At 69.6% G+C, this 17,353-nt stretch carries 14 protein-coding genes; 5 read left to right on the top strand and 9 right to left on the bottom strand.

Features of this window, described 5'->3' with window-relative positions; genetic code table 11:
* Positions 1–10: 10 nt before the first annotated feature.
* Genes hutI through hutH form a run of 5 tightly spaced genes read right to left on the bottom strand, consistent with a single transcriptional unit; the run spans position 11 to position 5,816 of the window.
* Positions 11–1,234 (bottom strand): imidazolonepropionase, encoded by a 1,224-nt coding sequence (gene hutI / locus SY91_RS14040; RefSeq protein ID WP_069232900.1) that lies wholly within the window; start codon positions 1,232–1,234, stop codon positions 11–13.
* Positions 1,235–1,238: 4 nt separating this feature from the next.
* Complete coding sequence (locus SY91_RS14045) at positions 1,239–1,862, bottom strand: HutD family protein (RefSeq protein WP_185920963.1); 624 nt, start codon at positions 1,860–1,862, stop codon at positions 1,239–1,241.
* A gap of 2 nt (positions 1,863–1,864) precedes the next feature.
* Complete coding sequence (gene hutU / locus SY91_RS14050; RefSeq protein ID WP_006478343.1) at positions 1,865–3,553, bottom strand: urocanate hydratase; 1,689 nt, start codon at positions 3,551–3,553, stop codon at positions 1,865–1,867.
* Between the two features lie 39 nt (positions 3,554–3,592).
* Positions 3,593–4,288, bottom strand: coding sequence for a histidine utilization repressor (gene hutC / locus SY91_RS14055; RefSeq protein WP_006478342.1), 696 nt, complete (start codon positions 4,286–4,288; stop codon positions 3,593–3,595).
* A gap of 4 nt (positions 4,289–4,292) precedes the next feature.
* The gene (gene hutH, locus SY91_RS14060) at positions 4,293–5,816 is read right to left on the bottom strand and encodes a histidine ammonia-lyase (protein ID WP_006478341.1); all 1,524 of its coding nucleotides are present in this window, start codon (positions 5,814–5,816) and stop codon (positions 4,293–4,295) included.
* Between the two features lie 212 nt (positions 5,817–6,028).
* Between hutH and SY91_RS14065 the strand changes: the two genes are divergently transcribed.
* Positions 6,029–6,949, top strand: coding sequence for a glutamate/aspartate ABC transporter substrate-binding protein (locus SY91_RS14065; protein ID WP_034174508.1), 921 nt, complete (start codon positions 6,029–6,031; stop codon positions 6,947–6,949).
* Positions 6,950–6,970: 21 nt separating this feature from the next.
* Here the strand turns inward: SY91_RS14065 and SY91_RS14070 are convergent, their stop codons facing one another.
* Positions 6,971–7,726 carry a 4'-phosphopantetheinyl transferase family protein gene (locus SY91_RS14070; RefSeq protein ID WP_185920964.1) on the bottom strand — a complete coding sequence of 252 codons (756 nt, stop codon included), beginning with the start codon at positions 7,724–7,726 and terminating at the stop codon, positions 6,971–6,973.
* A 127-nt stretch (positions 7,727–7,853) separates the two neighbouring features.
* On the bottom strand, positions 7,854–8,894 hold the full coding sequence (locus tag SY91_RS14075) for an alpha/beta fold hydrolase (RefSeq protein WP_185920965.1): 1,041 nt from the start codon (positions 8,892–8,894) through the stop codon (positions 7,854–7,856).
* Between the two features lie 185 nt (positions 8,895–9,079).
* Between SY91_RS14075 and SY91_RS14080 the strand changes: the two genes are divergently transcribed.
* The gene (locus tag SY91_RS14080) at positions 9,080–10,021 is read left to right on the top strand and encodes a LysR substrate-binding domain-containing protein (protein ID WP_023477510.1); all 942 of its coding nucleotides are present in this window, start codon (positions 9,080–9,082) and stop codon (positions 10,019–10,021) included.
* 163 nt (positions 10,022–10,184) lie between these two features.
* The gene (locus SY91_RS14085; RefSeq protein ID WP_043888479.1) at positions 10,185–11,417 is read left to right on the top strand and encodes an MFS transporter; all 1,233 of its coding nucleotides are present in this window, start codon (positions 10,185–10,187) and stop codon (positions 11,415–11,417) included.
* Positions 11,418–11,552: 135 nt separating this feature from the next.
* Here SY91_RS14085 and SY91_RS14090 read toward each other — a convergent pair whose 3' ends face one another.
* Complete coding sequence (locus SY91_RS14090) at positions 11,553–13,031, bottom strand: cryptochrome/photolyase family protein (protein ID WP_185920966.1); 1,479 nt, start codon at positions 13,029–13,031, stop codon at positions 11,553–11,555.
* A gap of 320 nt (positions 13,032–13,351) precedes the next feature.
* Positions 13,352–14,332 (bottom strand): hypothetical protein, encoded by a 981-nt coding sequence (locus SY91_RS14095; RefSeq protein WP_043888483.1) that lies wholly within the window; start codon positions 14,330–14,332, stop codon positions 13,352–13,354.
* 582 nt (positions 14,333–14,914) lie between these two features.
* On the opposite strand from SY91_RS14095, the gene SY91_RS14100 reads away from it, so the two are divergent.
* Complete coding sequence (locus SY91_RS14100) at positions 14,915–16,282, top strand: MFS transporter (RefSeq protein ID WP_043888478.1); 1,368 nt, start codon at positions 14,915–14,917, stop codon at positions 16,280–16,282.
* The gene (locus tag SY91_RS14105) at positions 16,269–17,315 is read left to right on the top strand and encodes a lactonase family protein (RefSeq protein ID WP_023477505.1); all 1,047 of its coding nucleotides are present in this window, start codon (positions 16,269–16,271) and stop codon (positions 17,313–17,315) included. Before SY91_RS14100 ends, SY91_RS14105 begins: the two co-directional genes overlap by 14 nt.
* Positions 17,316–17,353 lie beyond the last annotated feature (38 nt).

Raw genomic sequence — 17,353 nt, forward strand, 5'->3', positions numbered from 1 at the left:
GTCGTCAAACTTATCCGTTCATCCGGCGAAACACGGTCGTGCCGCCGCGTACGACCTGCTCGCACAGCGGCCGGCCGATCCAGTACGCCAGCTCGGCCAGCGAGCCGACCGACCACACGGCGAAATCGGCCTGGCGACCGACCTCGAGCGCGCCGTGGCGATCCGCGCGGCCCAGCGCCGCGGCCGCATGGCGCGTGACGCCCTGCAGCACCTCGGGCACCGTCATGCGGAACAGCGTGCAGCCCATGTTCAGCGTCAGCAGCAACGATTCGAGCGGCGACGTGCCGGGGTTGTGATCGGTCGCGAGCGCGATCGGCACGCCGTGCTTGCGCAGCAGCTCGATCGGCGGCAGCTGCGTTTCGCGGATGAAGTAGTACGCACCGGGCAGCAGCACGGCGACCGTACCGGCCGCCTTCATTGCCTCGATGCCCGCTTCGTCGAGAAATTCCAGATGGTCGGCGGACAGCGCGCGGTAACGCGCGGCGAGCGCCGTCCCGCCCGCATTCGACAGTTGCTCCGCATGCAGCTTCACCGGCAGCCCGCGCCGCGTCGCGGCCTCGAACACGCGCTCGGTCTGCGCGAGCGAAAAGCCGATGCGTTCGCAGAACACGTCGACCGCGTCGACGAGCCCTTCGTCGGCCAGCGTCGGCAGCATGCGGTCGCACACTTCGTCGATGTATTCGTCCGCGCGGCCCGCGTATTCCGGCGGCAGCGCATGTGCGCCGAGAAAGGTCGTATAGACGGTGACCGGGAAGCGCTCGCCGAGCTGGCGCGCGACGCGCAGCATCTTGCGCTCGCTCGCGAGGTCGAGCCCGTAGCCCGACTTGATCTCGATCGCGGTCACGCCTTCGGCGAGCAGCGGCTGCAGGCGCGCGGCGGCCTGCACGAACAGCGTCGTCTCGTCGGCCGCGCGCGTCGCGCGCACCGTCGACACGATCCCGCCGCCCTGCCGCGCGATTTCCTCGTAGCTGACGCCCGCGAGGCGTTGCGCGAATTCGTCGGCGCGCGTGCCGCCGTACACGAGGTGCGTATGGCAATCGACGAGGCCCGGCGTCACCCACGCGCCGTGCAGGTCCTCGCGCTGCCAGTGCGCGTAACCGTGCGGCAGCGCGGACAACGCGCCGAGCCACGCGATCGTGCCGGTTTCGTCGACGGCGATCGCCGCGTCGTCGATCGTCTCGTCGGGATGGCCGTGCGGACACAGCCTCAGGTGATGCCAGACAGTCGGTTTCATGCGTTCAGTCTCGTTCGCCGACGGCAAGCGAGACGGCCAGCAGTGCGCCGCCTCCGCTCACGACGACGTCAAACGCACGCCGCGGCCCGTCGAGCCGCAACGTGTCCATGTCTTCCAGCGCGTAGTGCGTGCCGTCGAGGTCGATGCCCACCGCGCCGGCCGCGCAAGACAGCAGCACGGTATCGGCCGGCGCGACGCGGTGCACGCCCGCGCGCCACACGTCGAGTGCGCCACGCGCGGCCGAACGGCGCATCATCAGGTTGAAGTCGCGCGTCGCGCCGTCGTGCAGCGTCGCGTCGATCGCCGTCTCGCCCGCGAAATCCGCGCGGGCGAGCGGCGCATCGAGCACGTGGCGCGTGCCGCCCTCCTCGGCCAGCGTCATGCCCGCGCCGGACAGCAGCACGAGCGTGCGGTCGATGCCGTCGAAACGCGAGAACGGCCCGGCCGTGCCCACGTCGGCGACGCTCACGCGCCACGCGAACGTATCGAGCGCCGCGCCGGGCGGGAACGCGCCGATTTCACGCGTCACGCCGCCACCGTTCTTCCACGGCGACGCGACGAGATCCGCCGCGCGGATCAGCGCGACGGCCAGCGTCGCATTCCCCGGCGCGTGGTCGAGCGCCGTCATGCTCAGCGGCCGAGCATCGGCAGCTTCAGGCCGGCTTCGCGGGCCGTCTGCTGCGCGAGTTCGTAGCCGGCATCCGCATGGCGCATCACGCCCGTGGCCGGATCGTTCAGCAGCACGCGACCGAGACGCTCGTGCGCGTCAGCCGTGCCGTCGGCGACGATCACGACGCCCGAGTGCTGCGAGAAGCCCATGCCGACGCCGCCGCCATGGTGCAGCGACACCCACGATGCGCCGCCCGCGGTGTTCAGCAGCGCGTTCAGCAGCGGCCAGTCGCTCACGGCGTCCGAACCGTCCTTCATCGATTCCGTCTCGCGGTTCGGGCTCGCGACCGAACCCGTATCGAGGTGATCGCGACCGATCACGATCGGCGCCTTCAGTTCGCCGTTCTTCACCATCTCGTTGAACGCCTGGCCGAGGCGATAGCGATCCTTCACGCCGACCCAGCAGATCCGCGCCGGCAGGCCCTGGAACGCGATACGCTCACGCGCCATGTCGAGCCAGTTGTGCAGGTGCGGATCGTCGGGGATCAGCTCCTTCACCTTCTGGTCGGTCTTGTAGATGTCTTCCGGATCGCCGGACAGCGCGACCCAGCGGAACGGGCCCTTGCCTTCGCAGAACAGCGGGCGGATGTACGCCGGCACGAAGCCCGGGAAGTCGAACGCGTTCTCGACGCCCATTTCCAGCGCCATCTGGCGGATGTTGTTGCCGTAGTCGAGCGTCGCCGCGCCGCGTTCCTGCAGCGCGAGCATCGCACGCACCTGGACGGCCATCGACTGCTTCGCGACCTTCACGATGCTCTGCGGGTCGACCTTCTGCGCTTCGCGCCATTGCGCGACGGTCCAGCCTTGCGGCAGGTAGCCGTTGATCGGGTCGTGCGCGCTCGTCTGGTCGGTCACGCAGTCCGGCGTGATGCCGCGCGTGACGAGTTCCGCGAACACGTCGGCCGCGTTGCCGAGCAGGCCGATCGACACCGGCTTGCCGGTGCGCTTCGCTTCCTCGATCATGCCGAGCGCTTCGTCGAGCGTCGTCGCCTTCTTGTCGACGTAGCGCGTCTTCAGGCGGAAGTCGATGCGCGTCTCGTCGCATTCGACCGCGATCATCGAGAAGCCGGCCATCGTCGCGGCCAGCGGCTGCGCGCCGCCCATCCCGCCCAGGCCGCCCGTCAGGATCCAGCGGCCCGACGGATCGCCGTTGAAGTGCTGGTTCGCGACGGAGAAGAAGGTTTCGTAGGTGCCCTGCACGATGCCCTGGCTGCCGATGTAGATCCAGCTGCCGGCCGTCATCTGGCCGTACATCATCAGGCCCTTGCGGTCGAGTTCGTGGAAGTGATCCCAGTTCGCCCAGTGCGGCACCAGGTTCGAGTTCGCGAGCAGCACGCGCGGCGCATCCTTGTGCGTGCGGAACACGCCGACCGGCTTGCCCGACTGGATCAGCAGCGTTTCGTTTTCCTCGAGATCCTTCAGCGACGCGAGGATCTGGTCGTAGCATTCCCAGTTACGCGCCGCACGGCCGATACCGCCGTACACGACGAGCGCATGCGGATGCTCGGCGACTTCCGGGTCGAGGTTGTTCTGGATCATCCGGTAGGCCGCTTCGGCCAGCCAGGTCTTGCAGGTCTTTTCGCTGCCGCGCGGCGCGCGGATCGTGCGCGTCGGATCGAGACGGGGATCGATGTGTTTCGGATGGTTCATGACGACTGCTCCCGAAGGAAATTGAAGATCAAATAGGAATCAGAAATGCCCGGTGAAGCGATAACGGCTGCCGGGATGCCACAGATTCGCCACCGAGGCGACGACGCCCTGCGACCAGGTGCGCCGATGTAAAACCAGACACGGCTCGACGCCGTCCATCCGCAGCTGCTCGCGCCGCTCCGGCGCCGGGGCCGCCGCTTCGATCCGGTACTCGACGCGCTGCAGCGGCGCCGCGCGCATCAGGTACTGGTTCGGCGTCGTGTTCGTGAAGTCCTGCTCGGCGTAATCCGGCGCGACCGCCGGATTCACCCACCGTTCTTCGAGCTGCACCGGCTCGTCGTTCTCGAAGTGCAGCACCTGCGAATGAAACAGCTTCGTGCGCACGGCCACCTGCATCTCGTCGGCGAGGGCCTCGTCGGCGCGGATCGTGTCGAGCCCGAGCACGCTCGCGCGGTACGCATGCCCGCGCGCGCCGACTTCCTCGGAGATACTGCGGATCGCCACCAGCGTCGACTCGTACTTCGGCCGCGCGACGTAGGTGCCCGCGCCCTTCATGCGCGTGAGCACCTGTTCGGCCGTCAGTTCGCGCAGCGCGCGGTTGACGGTCATGCGCGCCACCTTGAACTCGCGCGCCAGCTCGTTCTCGGACGGCACCTGATCGCCCTCCTCCCACTCGCCGGCATGGATGCGGGCCAGGATGAAATCCTTGATCTCCTGGTAGACCGGCGCACTCATCGGCTTACTGTTCCGACGCGAACGAGAACGGCGCGACCTTCGCGAATGCGCGCTCGCCGACCAGCTTCGCGATCACCGCGATGTCCGGTGCGAAGTAGTGGTCGAGTTCGTAGTGCGCGACCTTGCCGCGGATCGTCTCCATCACCGGCGCGAGCTTCGGGCTCGTGTGATACGGCGCGCGCAGGTCGACGCCTTGCGCGGCGGCCAGCAGTTCGATCGCGAGGATGTGCTTGGTGTTGTCCGCGATGTCCGCGAGCTTGCGCGCGGCGAACGTCGCCATCGACACGTGGTCTTCCTGGTTGGCCGAGGTCGGCAGCGAGTCGACCGATGCCGGGTGCGCGAGCGTCTTGTTTTCCGATGCCAGCGCGGCGGCCGTCACGTGCGCGATCATGAAGCCGGAGTTCACGCCGCCGTCCTTCACGAGGAACGGAGGCAGACCCGACAGCGTCGCGTCGATCAGCAGCGCGATACGGCGCTCGGCCAGCGCGCCGATTTCCGCCGCGGCGAGCGCGAGGTTGTCGGCCGCGAACGCGACGGGCTCCGCGTGGAAGTTGCCGCCCGACAGCACTTCGCCGGTGTCCGGGAAGATCAGCGGGTTGTCCGACACGGCGTTCGCTTCGACCAGCAGCACGTCGGCCGCATGGCGCATCTGGTCCAGGCACGCGCCCATCACCTGCGGCTGGCAGCGCAGGCTGTACGGATCCTGCACCTTGTCGCAGTCGCGGTGCGACTGGTTGATCGGCGAGCCTTCGAGCAGTTCGCGGTACGACGCGGCCGCGTCGATCTGGCCTTGATGGCCGCGCAGTTCGTGGATGCGCGCGTCGAACGGCTTCACCGAGCCGGCTGCCGCGTCGACCGACAGCGCGCCGGCGACGAGCGCGGTGCGGTACAGGTCCTCGATCGCGAACATGTTGTCGAGCGCCAGCGCGGTCGACGCCTGCGTGCCGTTCAGGAGCGCGAGGCCTTCCTTCGCCTGCAGCGTCAGCGGCGCGAGGCCCGCGACGCGCAGGCCGTCGAGCGCACTCGCGCGCTCGCCGCGGATGAACACTTCGCCGACGCCGAGCAGCACGGCCGACATGTGCGCGAGCGGCGCGAGGTCGCCCGATGCGCCGACCGAACCCTTCACCGGGATCAGCGGCAGCACGTCGGCGTTGAACAGCGTGATCAGCGCATCCATCACTTCACGGCGGATGCCCGAGTGGCCGCGGCCGAGGCTCGACAGCTTCAGCGCCATCAGCAGGCGCACCGACGAACGCGCCATCGGCTCGCCCACGCCGACCGCGTGCGACAGCACGAGGTTCTTCTGCAGCAGTTCGAGCTGGTCGTGCGGGATGTGGGTGCTGGCCAGACGGCCGAAACCCGTGTTGATGCCGTAGGCCGGCTCACCCTTCGCGGCGATGTCGGCGACGGCCTTCGCGCCCGCGTCGATCTTCGCGAAGCTGGCCGGGTCGAGCTTCAGTTGCACGGGCTCGCGGGCGATCCGGCGCAGTTGCGGGAGGGTCAGGTGGCCGGGGGTCAACGTAATCATGTGAGCAATCCTGTCTAGACAAGTTCGGAATGGATTGAAGTGTAGCCATCGGAACTTGTCTAGACAACCCGTTTTTCAATATTCCGGCCTCAGGAGTTTCCCTGATGCCGGCGCGGCCCGGCAGGCCGGTCGGTGCGATCCGGCGCTTAACATGTGTTGCAATTATTTTGTTTTTGGCAACATACGAATCATCACTTGCCACGGAGACCGTCATGCCCTTCCCGTCCCGATTCGCCGCCCGCGTCGGCCGCCCCCTGCTCGTCGCCGCATGCGCGCTCGCGTGCGGCGCGTCCGTCGCCGCCGAGCCGCTGGCCGGCACGCTGGAGAAGATCCGGCAATCCAACCTGATTTCGATCGGCCATCGCGAAACGTCGGTGCCGTTCTCCTATGTCGACGCGGGCGGCAAGGTCATCGGCTTCTCGCAGGACCTGTGCGACCGCGTGATCGCCGCGGTGAAGGCGCGCACCGGCAAGCCCGACCTGCAGGTGCGCTTCATTCCGGTCACGTCGCAGAACCGCATTCCGCTCGTGCAGAACGGCACCGTCGATCTCGAATGCGGCGTGACGACCAACCTCGCCGCGCGCCATGCGCAGGTCGCGTTCTCGACCACCTTCTTCGTCGCGACGACGCGCCTGCTCACGCGCACCACGTCGGGCATCCGCGACTTCCCCGATCTCGCCGGCAAGACGGTCGTGACGAACCAGGGCACGACGTCCGAACGCCTGCTGCGCAAGATGAACGAGGAAAAGAAGATGAACATGCAGATCATCAGCGCGAAGGACTACGGCGAAGGACGCCTCACGCTCGAATCGGGCCGCGCGGCCGCGTACATGATGGACGACGTGCTGCTCGCGGGCGTGCGCCAGCTCGCCGCGAAACCGGCCGACTGGCAGCTCGTCGGCACGCCGCAATCGTCGGAAGCCTACGGGTTCATGCTGCGCAAGGACGATCCGCAGTTCAAGGCGCTCGTCGACGGCGTGCTCGTGCAGCTGATGAAAAGCGGCGAGATCAACGCGCTGTACGACAAATGGTTCATGAAGCCGGTGCCGCCGAAGGGCCTGTCGTTCGACTTTCCGATGAGCGACGTGATCAAGGCGCGTTACGCGGCGCCGAATGACGCGCCGCTCGAATAAGCGCCGCGCGTCACGCCCGGCTTACGCGCGCGTCCACGCGACGCACGCCGCGTAGCCGGGCGCCGCGTCGAGCCATGCCGCGTCGAACGCGGCGACGCCGGCGGCGGGCGCGGTGGGCTCGACGATCGTCGTCGCGGGCGTCGCCGCGTCGCGCGGCGGCACGACCGCGAACGCGCGCAATCCGCCGACGATGCCGGTGCCGAGCGCCTTGAGCAGCGCCTCCTTCGCGGCCCACACCCGCATGAATTCGCGCTCGCGCGCGCCGGCCGGCAGGCCGTCGAGATACGTGACCTCGGTGGGCGCACACACTTCGCGTGTCAGCGCGCGCCAGTCGGCCGCGCGGTTGCAGCCCTCGATATCGACGCCGACGCGGCCCGCCGGCGCCCACGCGATCAATGCATGATCGCCCGCGTGCGATACGTTGAAGTCGAGCGACGCTCGATGCGCGCGGTCCAGCGACGGCCGCCCCGCCGCGTCGACGATGATCTGGACCGCGTGCGGGGCGAGGCCGAGCGCCGCGCCGAGCACGTCGCGCAGCGCGGCGCGCGTCGCGGCGCTGCGTACCGCATCCTCGTGCCGCAGGAAGCGCGCGACGCGTGCGCGCTCGTCGTCGTTCAGCGCCGCGTACGCGGGCGACACGAGCGGCACGCGCCAGTCGAAATCGACGCGCGCGATCCGCACGCCGGCCCGCGCCGCGGCAGGCGGCACGTCGAGTGCATGCACGCGCCATGCGTGCGGCGTTTCAACGGGAGAAGCGGAATCGGACGGAATGGGCATCGGCGCGCAGCAGCCTGTGTTCTGGAACGAAACGTCCGATGTTAATCGATCGCGCCGACCGGCGGCCGGCGGCTGCGGCAGGCTCGTGACGCGAACGAGGCTGCGCGTCATGCTCGCATACGCTGGATCACCCGTTCGCGGCGATGCCCGGCACGCCGCTCCCCGTCACCCGCCCGCGCGACGCCGGATGCAGCGCGTGCACGGCGCCCGGCGCATCGGCCGGCAACACGCCGTGTTGCAGCCAGTACAGCGCGACGGGCCACAACGTGTCGGTGAAGCGGCTGTGGAAAAACGCGAAATGACCGATCGCGTCGACGCCGATGTCGGCCGGCGCGATCCGCAGATGCGTGACGTTGCTGCCCGTGTAGTAGCCGACCAGCCGCTCGACCGCGTCGACCGTGCCGAACGCGTCGTCGTCGATGCCGACCGCGAGCATCGGCGCCGACAGCCCCGCGAAGCGCGCCGGCAACGCGGCGCGGCTTCCGCCGCTGTCGTCCAGCACGCGACCGACGTAGCCCTCCTCGAAACGCGGCTGCGAACGCGCCCACGACAGCGCGATACCGCGCGGCGTGTCCTCCATCCAGCCGAGCCGCTTTGCGGGCACGTAGCCGAACACGGCCGCGAGCGCCGGCATCGCGACATGCCACTTCCACCACATGCGGCGCCGCTCGGCCGGCAGATAGTCGCGCCAGTACGCGTACTGTGCGCCGACGGTCACCGCATGCCGCACGTGGACGTTCGATGCCGCGAGGCCGAGCACACAGCCGCCGATGCTGTGCGCGACCACATCGAGCGGCTGGCCCGGAAACGCGTCGCGCGCGTAGTGCAGCGCGGCCTCGCAATCGAGCCGCCCCCAGTCGAGCCAGTTCGCGCTGAGCTTCGCAAGCCGCGCCGGACGCGACCCGCCGATGCCGCGATAGTCGTAGACGAGCACGTCGCGCCCCTGCGCGAACAGCCAGGCCGCGAAACGAAAGTAGTAGTCGCAGCGCACCGACGTCGCGCAATTGACGACCGTCACGGGCCGCACGGCGCCGCCGCCGCGATGGCGCCAGACATGGCCGCGCAGTTCGTAGCCGTCGGCTGCGCGCAGCGTCACGGGCTCGGGCGGCAACGCGCCCGCCGCGCGACTGGCCTGCGCCGCGTCGCTTTCCTCGTTCGAAATCGTCATCGTGTCTCCTGTCGATCCCCAGTTAGCGCTTTAGCGCTTACTGGGGTCCCATGCATCGCGGTCGGTCGGGGTTAGCGCTTCAGCGCCTACTCGCCCCGTCCTCCGCGATCAACCCGCCTCCATTGAACTTGACGCGTGCCGCATTCTCAACCAATCTTGCTGCTCCGTTCGCATGAGTCACGCGCATGTCAACGCCACTCGTCCGTCTCCCGTCGCTCGACCTCGTTCGCGGTTTCGTCGCCGTCGGCCGCCGCATGAGCATCACGCTCGCCGCGCAGGATCTGTGCGTCACGCAGTCGGCGGTCAGCCGCCAGGTCCATGCGCTCGAAGCGCATCTCGGCGTGACGTTGCTGCAGCGCGGCTACCGGAAGATTTCATTCACGCCGGAAGGCGACCGGCTGTTCCGCGTCGCCGATGCGGCGCTGCTCGGCCTGCAGGACACCGTCGCGTCGCTCGCCGCGGCGCGCGAGCGCCAGCCCGTGACGATCACCGCCAGCATCGGCGTGACGGCGCTGTGGCTGCTGCCGCGGCTCGGGCGGCTGCAGGCGCGGCTGCCCGGGATCGACCTGCGCGTCGCCGCGAACGACAAGGTACTCGATTTGCGCGCCGAAGGCATCGACCTCGGCATCCGCTACTGCCCGCGCGAGCGGGCGCCGGCCGGCGCGCTGCGCCTGTTCGACGAGATCGTCGTGCCGGTCGCACACCCCGCGCTCGCCGCGCGACCGGTCACGAGCGCGGCCGCGATCGCTGATCACGTGCTGCTCGAATTCGACGGGCCGCCGCAACCGCAACTGCAGTGGCACGCGCATCTGCACGCGGCCGGGCTCGGCGACGCGCGCCCGAAAGGCGTGCTGCGCTTCAACCAGTACGACCAGGTGATCCAGGCCGCGATCGCGGGCCAGGGCATCGCGCTCGGCCGGCTCGCGCTCGTCGCGCCGATGCTCGCCGACGGCCGGCTCGCGGTGCTCGGGCCGCACACGCAGACGCTGTCGCAGACGTACGGCTACTGGCTGTTCCAGCACGATCCGGCCCCGCGCCGCGAAGTCGCCGACGTGCGCGACTGGATGCTCGCCGAAGCAGCCGAATGCGATGCGGCGATGCACGCGCACGATACGACGTCGGCCTGAGCCGGCGGTGCGGATGCGCGTGACCACCGGCAACCGCCATCGCCCCTTCACATTCCCGTGACGCATGCCAACCTGACTGAACGATCGCTTGAGCGACGGCCGCCCCGCTCGTCTAATCGGATCGAGCGCGGCCGTTTCGTCGCGCCTTCATCCGGAGACACGCATGACCCCGATCGAGCAGGAAGTCCGGCGCCGCTGGCTGCCCGTGCTGGCAGGCGGCCTGATCATGGGCGCCGCGCTCGGCATCCGCCACGTGCAGGGCCTGTTCCTCGCACCCGTGTCGCTCGACCACGGCTGGTCGCGCGAGGCGTTCGGGCTCGCGCTGGCACTGCAGAATCTGATCTGGGGCGTCGCGCAGCCGTTCACCGGAATGGTCGCCGACCGCTTCGGCTCGGTGCGCGTGATCGTCGCCGGCACGCTGCTGTACGCGACCGGGCTCGTCACGATGGCGCAGGCGGCCACGACCGGCCTGTTCACGGTCGGCGCCGGGCTCGTGATCGGCATCGCGCTGTCGGGCTCCGCGTTCGCGTCGATCTACGGCGCGCTGAGCCGCCTGTTTCCGCCCGACCGGCGCGGCTGGGCGCTCGGGGTCGCCGGCGCGATCGGCGGGCTTGGCCAGTTCTGCATGGTGCCCGTCGCGCAGGAATTGATCGGCGGCATCGGCTGGCGGCACGCGTTCATCGCGCTGGCGCTCGTCGCCGCGCTGCTCGCGCCGCTCGCCGTGCTGCTGCGCGACCGGCCCGCGCAAGCGGCAGGCGCCGCTGCCGGCGCCGACCAGTCGATCGGCGAAGCCGTGCGCGAGGCGTTCGCGCATCGCGGCTTCTGGCTGCTGAACGCGGGCTTCTTCGCGTGCGGCTTCCAGCTCGCGTTCATCGCGACGCACCTGCCCGCGTACCTGCTCGACCACGGGTTGCCGGCGCGCCACGCGAGTGTCGCGCTCGCGCTGATCGCGCTGACCAACGTGGCCGGCACCTACGCGTGCGGCCATCTCGGCGGGCTGCTGCGGCGCAAGTACGTGCTGTCGGTGCTGTACCTCGTGCGCGCGCTCGCGATGGCCGCGTTCGTCGCCGCGCCGCTGTCGCCCGCGAGCGTCTACGTGTTCGCGGCCGTGATGGGGTTCACGTGGCTCGGCACGGTGCCGCTGACGAACGGCGTGATCTCGCAGGTGTTCGGCGTGCGCTACATCGCGACGCTGTTCGGCTTCGTGTTCTTCGGGCACCAGCTCGGTAGCTTCTTCGGCGTGTGGCTCGGTGCAATCGTGTACGACGCGACGCACTCGTATATGCCGCTGTGGCTCGGCTCGATCGCGCTCGGCGTGCTCGCGGCGCTACTGCACCTGCCGATCGACGACGCGCGCGTCGCGCGCCCGGCGTCGGGCCACGCGGCATGGGCATGATCCGCGCGGCCCTGGCCGCCGGCACGCTCGCGTTCGTCGCGTGGTGCGGCGCGGCCTACTTCGATTCGGGCGTCGCGTACGCGCTGCTCGAGCACGTCGCGTTCTGCAATTGATGCGGCGAACCGGCGCGTGCGGTCAGCGGCGCTTCGGCAACGCGGCCAGCGCATCGAGCGCACGGGCGCGCGCGGCCGCATGCTCGACGAGCGGCGCCGGATAGTCGATGCCGAGCCGGACGCCGGCCGCCTCGAGCGCCAGCGGCGACGCTTCCCACGGCGCATGGATCGACGCGTCGTCGAGGCCGGCAAGCTCGGGCACCCAGCGCCGCACGTACGCGCCGTCCGGGTCGAACTTCTGCCCCTGCGCGACCGGATTGAAGATGCGGAAATACGGCGCGGCGTCGGCGCCGCAGCCAGCCACCCATTGCCAGCTCGCCGCGTTGTTCGCGGGATCGGCGTCGACCAGCGTGTCGCGGAACCATGCTTCGCCCGCGCGCCAGTCGATCAGCAGATGCTTGATCAGGAACGACGCGACGACCATCCGCACGCGGTTGTGCATCCAGCCGGTCGTCCACAGCTCGCGCAGGCCCGCATCGACGAGCGGATAGCCGGTGCGGCCGCGCTGCCACGCACGTAACGCGGCGGGATCGTCGCGCCACGGCATTGCATCGAATTGCGCACGGAAATTGTCGGTCGCGAGCGCCGGGAAGTGATACAGCAGCGTGTAGCTGAATTCGCGCCAGCCGAGTTCGCTGAGGAACTTGTCGGCGTGCGCCGCGTATGCCGCGCCGCCTGCGTTCGCGGCGCCCTGCACCGCATGCCACACCTGTCGCGGCGACACGTTGCCGAAACGCAGGAACGGCGACAGCCGGCTCGTCGCGGGGCGGTCGGGACGGTCGCGCGCATCCGCATAGCCGGCGAGCGAGGTCGTCAGAAACGTGTCGAGTCGCGCGAGCGCGCCGGCTTCGTCGGGCGCCGGCCACGCATCGCGCAGGCCGCCGGCCCAGTCCGGCGCATGCGGACGCAACGCGAGTGCATCGAGCGCCAGCGCGCGGTCGCGCACGGCTTGCGGCCACGGATGAAACGCGATCCGCTCGGGTGCCGGCAACGGCGCGGCGACCGTGCGATCGCGGCGCGCCGCGCGCCAGTACGCGGTGAACACCTGGTACGGGCCGCCGCTGCCCGTCAGCACCTCCCACGGCTCGTTCAGCAGGCTGCCGTTGCTGCTCTCGACCGTCACGCCGCGCGCCTTGAGCGACGCCTTCAGCGCCGCGTCCGCGTCGCGCTGCGGCTGCGCATAGCGGCGGTTCCAGTACACGGCTGCCGCGCCCGTGTCACCGACGACGCGCTCGATCTCGCGCTGTGCGTCGCCGCGCAACAGCAGCAGGCGCCCGCCGTGACGCGCGAGCGCGGTGTCGAGCCCGGCCAGCGACCCGTGCAGCCACCAGCGCGCCGCGCCGCCGAGTGCGGGCCCGGCGCCGGCGCCCGTGTCGTCGATGAACACGCAGACGAGCGGCCGGCCGGATTCGACCGCGCGCGTCAGCGCGGGCTGATCAGTCACGCGCAGATCGTCGCGGAACCAAACGATCGCGGGAGCAACGGACGGCTTGGCAGACACGGGCAGGCACCTCGATGGCGAAAGCAAAAGGAGACGCGTATTGTCGCGGCTGCGCTGCGCGGTGTCGACGCCGGCCGTCATGGCCGGCACGCCACGTGCGACACCGCGCTCGGGCACACGATCCGCTTCAATCCGATGGAAGTCGCGCTACCGACCGGCAGCACGCCCGGAAGGTTTCTCGGTCCGGGATACGGCGACCGGCTCGTGCACGCCACGCACGGCTGACGCAGCGCCGAATCCATCGAGTCGCGCCACGACCGCCCGACGGGGCGACCGTGCTCGCCAGTGCGGCCGGCCGATCCGGTCGACGATGCGTCGCGTCAATCGAGCCGGAACGCGGCCTCGAAGCGCTCGGCGAATGCGTCGAACTCGTCTTCCGGCAGATGGTTGATGCCGCCTGCGCGCTTGCGCCCACCGCCGGTCGCGAAGCCGCGGCAGAACTCGTCCGCGCCGATCGGCCGGCCGTCGGGCACGCGCACGCTGACGACCAGCCCGCCGCCCGCGCGCGGCGACAGCACCGCGAGCGCCGCATGCGGTGCATTGCGCATCCGTTCGTTCGCGAGCATGCCGGTCGCGCGCCGCGCCCACGGATGATCGGGCATCCGGACCAGCGTCGCGCCCGGCACCTCGCGCAGCGGCGCGAGCGCGCACGCGCGCGCCATGTCGTCGCGGTAACCGTCGCGCAATGCGGCGAACACCGCCGTGTCGCGCACGAAATCGAGCGGATCGATGCACGGCAGCATCGCGTCCGCGAGCGTCGCCGGATCGAAATGCAGATCGCCGACGCACTCGCCGTATGCGTTGTAGTTCAGATAGCGCCCGAGCTCGGCGAGCATGCAACGCTCGGCTTCGTCGACGCCATGCTCGCGCGCCAGCGCATCGCCGAGCGCCGGCAGTTCGTCGCCATAGGCGGCGACGATCGCCCAGCGCACATACCGGCCGCCGAGATAGCGGTTCACGATCGCGCTCGTGCAGACGTCGGCCGCCATGTCGATATGCGCGTCGAAACGCGGATGGTCGGGCAGCTCGCCGGCAAAGTGGTGGTCGAAGTAACGGACCGTCGCGCCGTCGCGCAGCAGCCGCACGCACGCGTCGCGGTTCTGGTCGTGCGACACGTCGAGCACGGTGACGATGTCGCCCGCGCCCGCGTCGATGCGTTCGAGCAGCCGGATGTCGCGCTTCACGCCGGTCACGAGCGTGCCGTGCACGCGTTCGGCGAGCCGCAATTGCTGAAGCGCGCACAGGCCGTCCGCGTCGCCGTTGAATGCGAAGACGTGCCGCGCGTACCGGTTGTCCTGCATGATCCGTTGCTCCATCGTCAAGGTATGAAATCGCCGCCGTTTGCGTCGAGTGGCGTGCACGGCGAGTTCGCGTGCCTGATATTTTGCCGCAACCGCGAGCGCGTTCTTCAACTCAATGGAGCGGAGCCGCCCTCCCCCCGCAAACGGCTTGCGGGGTGCCTCCGTGTCGTTCATCACGATCGCGTTGCCGCCGCTCCATGTGCGGCACGCCTTGCCCCATGCGCACCAGCGTGTGAAACACACGGGTATCGAGCGCAGCCCCGTCGAGGTCGGTTTTCTCCACCGGCTCCGGAAATCGACCACGCACGAATGAACGCGCCGCCTCGACCTCGGATTTCACGCCGCCCCCCAAGGACCGCCGACGGACGCAGCATCGTTCCATGTCATACGTCATCAGATATGAAAGCGCTCGCTTCTCCTCCCGATATTTATGCAGAATGCGGGATATTTCCGGGTAAACCCGTGACGTCATCCTCGGTCCACCGGCGTACCATGTCATACGACGACGTACTACATTGAATCGGCATCCAGACGCCGACGCGGGCCGCCGCCCCGTCCGCCGTCCCCCGACCGGAGACACCCTTGAACCCGCCCTCGTCCGTCCTGCCCGGCCGCGACCCGCTCGCGTCCGCCGTCTCGAAAGTGAAGTGGCACGTGCTGCCGCTCGTGCTGATCATGTTCATCGCGAACTACATCGACCGCGTGAACGTCGGCTTCGTCGATCGCCATCTCGAAGCGTCGATCGGCATCGGCGCGGCCGCGTACGGGCTCGGTGCCGGGCTGTTCTTCGTCGGCTACGCGCTGTTCGAAGTGCCGTCGAACCTGCTGATGCAGCGCTACGGCGCGCGCATCTGGCTCGCGCGGATCATGGCGACATGGGGCATCGTCGCGGCCGCGATGGCGTTCGTGTGGAACGACACGTCGTTCTACGCGCTGCGCTTCCTGCTCGGCGCGGCCGAGGCCGGCTTCTTCCCCGGCGTCGTGCTGTACCTGTCGCAATGGCTGCCGCCGCAGGAACGCGGCAAGGCGATGGCGATCTTCCTTGGCGGCTCCGCGTTCGCGTCGGTGCTGTCCGGGCCCGTCACCGGCGCGCTGCTGTCGATCCGCGGCTTCGGCCTGGAAGGCTGGCAATGGATGTTCCTGATCGAAGGGCTGTTCTCGGTCGCGCTGTGCGGCGCGAGCTGGCTGCTGCTGAAATCGCATATCCGCGATGCGACGTGGCTCACCGCCGAAGAACGGACGGCGCTGCAGAACGCACTCGACGAGGAGCGCGCGACGCGCGACGTCCGCTCGAACGTGCCGGTGCGCGCCACCACGCTGCTGCGCGATCCGCAGATCATGCTGTTCTGCTTCCTGTACTTCTCGATCCAACTGACGATCTACGCGGCCACGTTCTGGCTGCCGACCATCATTCGCAAGATGGGCGGGCTCACCGATTTCCAGGTCGGCCTGTACAACACGATTCCGTGGATGATCGCGATCGGCGCGATGTACGGCTTCGCGGTGCTGTCGTCGAAGTGGAAGCATCCGCAACGCTGGCTGGCGTGCGCGCTCGTGCTGGCCGCGTGCGGGCTGTTCGCGTCGACGTCGCATGATCCGGTCTGGTCGTTCGCGTCGATCTGCTTCGCCGCGCTCGGCTTCAAGGCCGCGTCGTCGCTGTTCTGGCCGATTCCGCAGGGCTATCTCGATACGCGGGTGGCCGCGGCCGTGATCGCGCTGATCAACTCGGTCGGCAACCTCGGCGGTTTCGTCGCGCCGACGGCCTTCGGCTATCTGAAGCAACATACGGGTTCGATCACGGGCGGGCTGTATGCGCTCGCGATCGCTTCGCTCGTCGCCGCGGTCGCCGCGCTGTTCGCGCGCACGCACCGGCGCAGCGATCCGCCGCGCGGCCAGCCGGCCGACGAAACTTTCTCGCACGCCTCGATGCTCCGCCATGCCGAACACTGACCGCCTGACCGTCGTCGTCTCGAATGCCGTCGACGGCGACCTCGCCACCTTCGCCCTCACCGGCGACGGCACGCTCGCGCCGCTCGCCCGTTATCCGGCCGCCGACGTCGCGATGCCGATCGCCGTGCAGGCCGACCGCACGCGGCTCTACGTCGCAACGCGCGGCGAGCAGCCGACGATCGTCGCGTTCCGCGTCGCCGCCGCGGGCGCGCTCGCGCGCATCGGCACGACCGCGATCGACGCGAGCCATGCGTACCTGTCGCTCGACCGCAGCGGCCGCTGGCTGCTCGGCGCGTCGTACGGCGGGAATTCGCTGAGCCTCTACGACGCCGCCCGCGTGCGCGACGGCGACGGCACGCCGCTGCAAGTCGCGAGCGGCATCGCGAACGCGCACGCGGTGATCGTGTCGCCGGACAACCATTTCGCGTACGTCAGCTCGCTCGGTTCGGACCGCGTGTTCGGCTTCGCGCTCGTCGAGGACGCCGCCGGCCTGCGCGCGATCGAGCACGGCGAAACGCGCGTGCCGGCCGGCTTCGGCCCGCGTCACCTGCGGTTCGCGGATGACGGCCGCACGCTCGTCGTCGTCAGCGAATTCCAGGGAACGCTCGCGACCTTCGCGCGCGATACCGACACCGGCCGGCTCGGCGACCCGCATGTGAGCGCGCGCCATCCGGCCCTCGCCGAACTCGCGCAAGGCCATGCGCGCCCGCCCGCCCCGACCGAACCGTCCGTGTGGGCCGCCGATCTGCACCTGACGCCAGACGAGCGTTTCGCGTACGTCAGCGAGCGCACGTCGAGCCGGTTGCTCGGCTACCGCCGCAACGAAGACGGGTCGTTCGAGCCCACCCACGCGACGCCCACCGAGACGCAGCCGCGCGGCTTCGCGATCGATCCGTCGGGGCGCTGGCTCGTCGCCTGCGGCGAGCAGTCGGAGCACGTGGCCTTGTATGCGATCGCGCCGGGCGACGGCACGCTGTCGCTGCACACGCGCGTGCCGGGCGGCCGCGGCGCGAACTGGATCGCGATTGTCTGAAAGCTTGAAGGTTTGAAAAAGCATCCGCGCCTGCGCGA

This window comes from Burkholderia cenocepacia (genome assembly GCF_014211915.1).
In the GTDB taxonomy this organism is placed as follows: Bacteria; Pseudomonadota; Gammaproteobacteria; order Burkholderiales; family Burkholderiaceae; genus Burkholderia; species Burkholderia orbicola.

Excerpts from the sequence above, each read along its gene's own strand:
- SY91_RS14085 (WP_043888479.1), top strand. The coding sequence starts at position 10,185 with ATGACCCCGATCGAGCAGGAAGTCCGGCGCCGCTGGCTGCCCGTGCTG.
- SY91_RS14065 (WP_034174508.1), top strand. The coding sequence starts at position 6,029 with ATGCCCTTCCCGTCCCGATTCGCCGCCCGCGTCGGCCGCCCCCTGCTC.
- hutU (WP_006478343.1), bottom strand. The coding sequence starts at position 3,553 with ATGAACCATCCGAAACACATCGATCCCCGTCTCGATCCGACGCGCACG.
- hutH (WP_006478341.1), bottom strand. The coding sequence starts at position 5,816 with ATGATTACGTTGACCCCCGGCCACCTGACCCTCCCGCAACTGCGCCGG.
- SY91_RS14045 (WP_185920963.1), bottom strand. The coding sequence starts at position 1,862 with ATGACGGCGCTCGACCACGCGCCGGGGAATGCGACGCTGGCCGTCGCG.
- hutI (WP_069232900.1), bottom strand. The coding sequence starts at position 1,234 with ATGAAACCGACTGTCTGGCATCACCTGAGGCTGTGTCCGCACGGCCAT.
- SY91_RS14105 (WP_023477505.1), top strand. The coding sequence starts at position 16,269 with ATGCCGAACACTGACCGCCTGACCGTCGTCGTCTCGAATGCCGTCGAC.
- hutC (WP_006478342.1), bottom strand. The coding sequence starts at position 4,288 with ATGAGTGCGCCGGTCTACCAGGAGATCAAGGATTTCATCCTGGCCCGC.
- SY91_RS14095 (WP_043888483.1), bottom strand. The coding sequence starts at position 14,332 with ATGCAGGACAACCGGTACGCGCGGCACGTCTTCGCATTCAACGGCGAC.
- SY91_RS14070 (WP_185920964.1), bottom strand. The coding sequence starts at position 7,726 with ATGCCCATTCCGTCCGATTCCGCTTCTCCCGTTGAAACGCCGCACGCA.
- SY91_RS14075 (WP_185920965.1), bottom strand. The coding sequence starts at position 8,894 with ATGACGATTTCGAACGAGGAAAGCGACGCGGCGCAGGCCAGTCGCGCG.
- SY91_RS14080 (WP_023477510.1), top strand. The coding sequence starts at position 9,080 with ATGTCAACGCCACTCGTCCGTCTCCCGTCGCTCGACCTCGTTCGCGGT.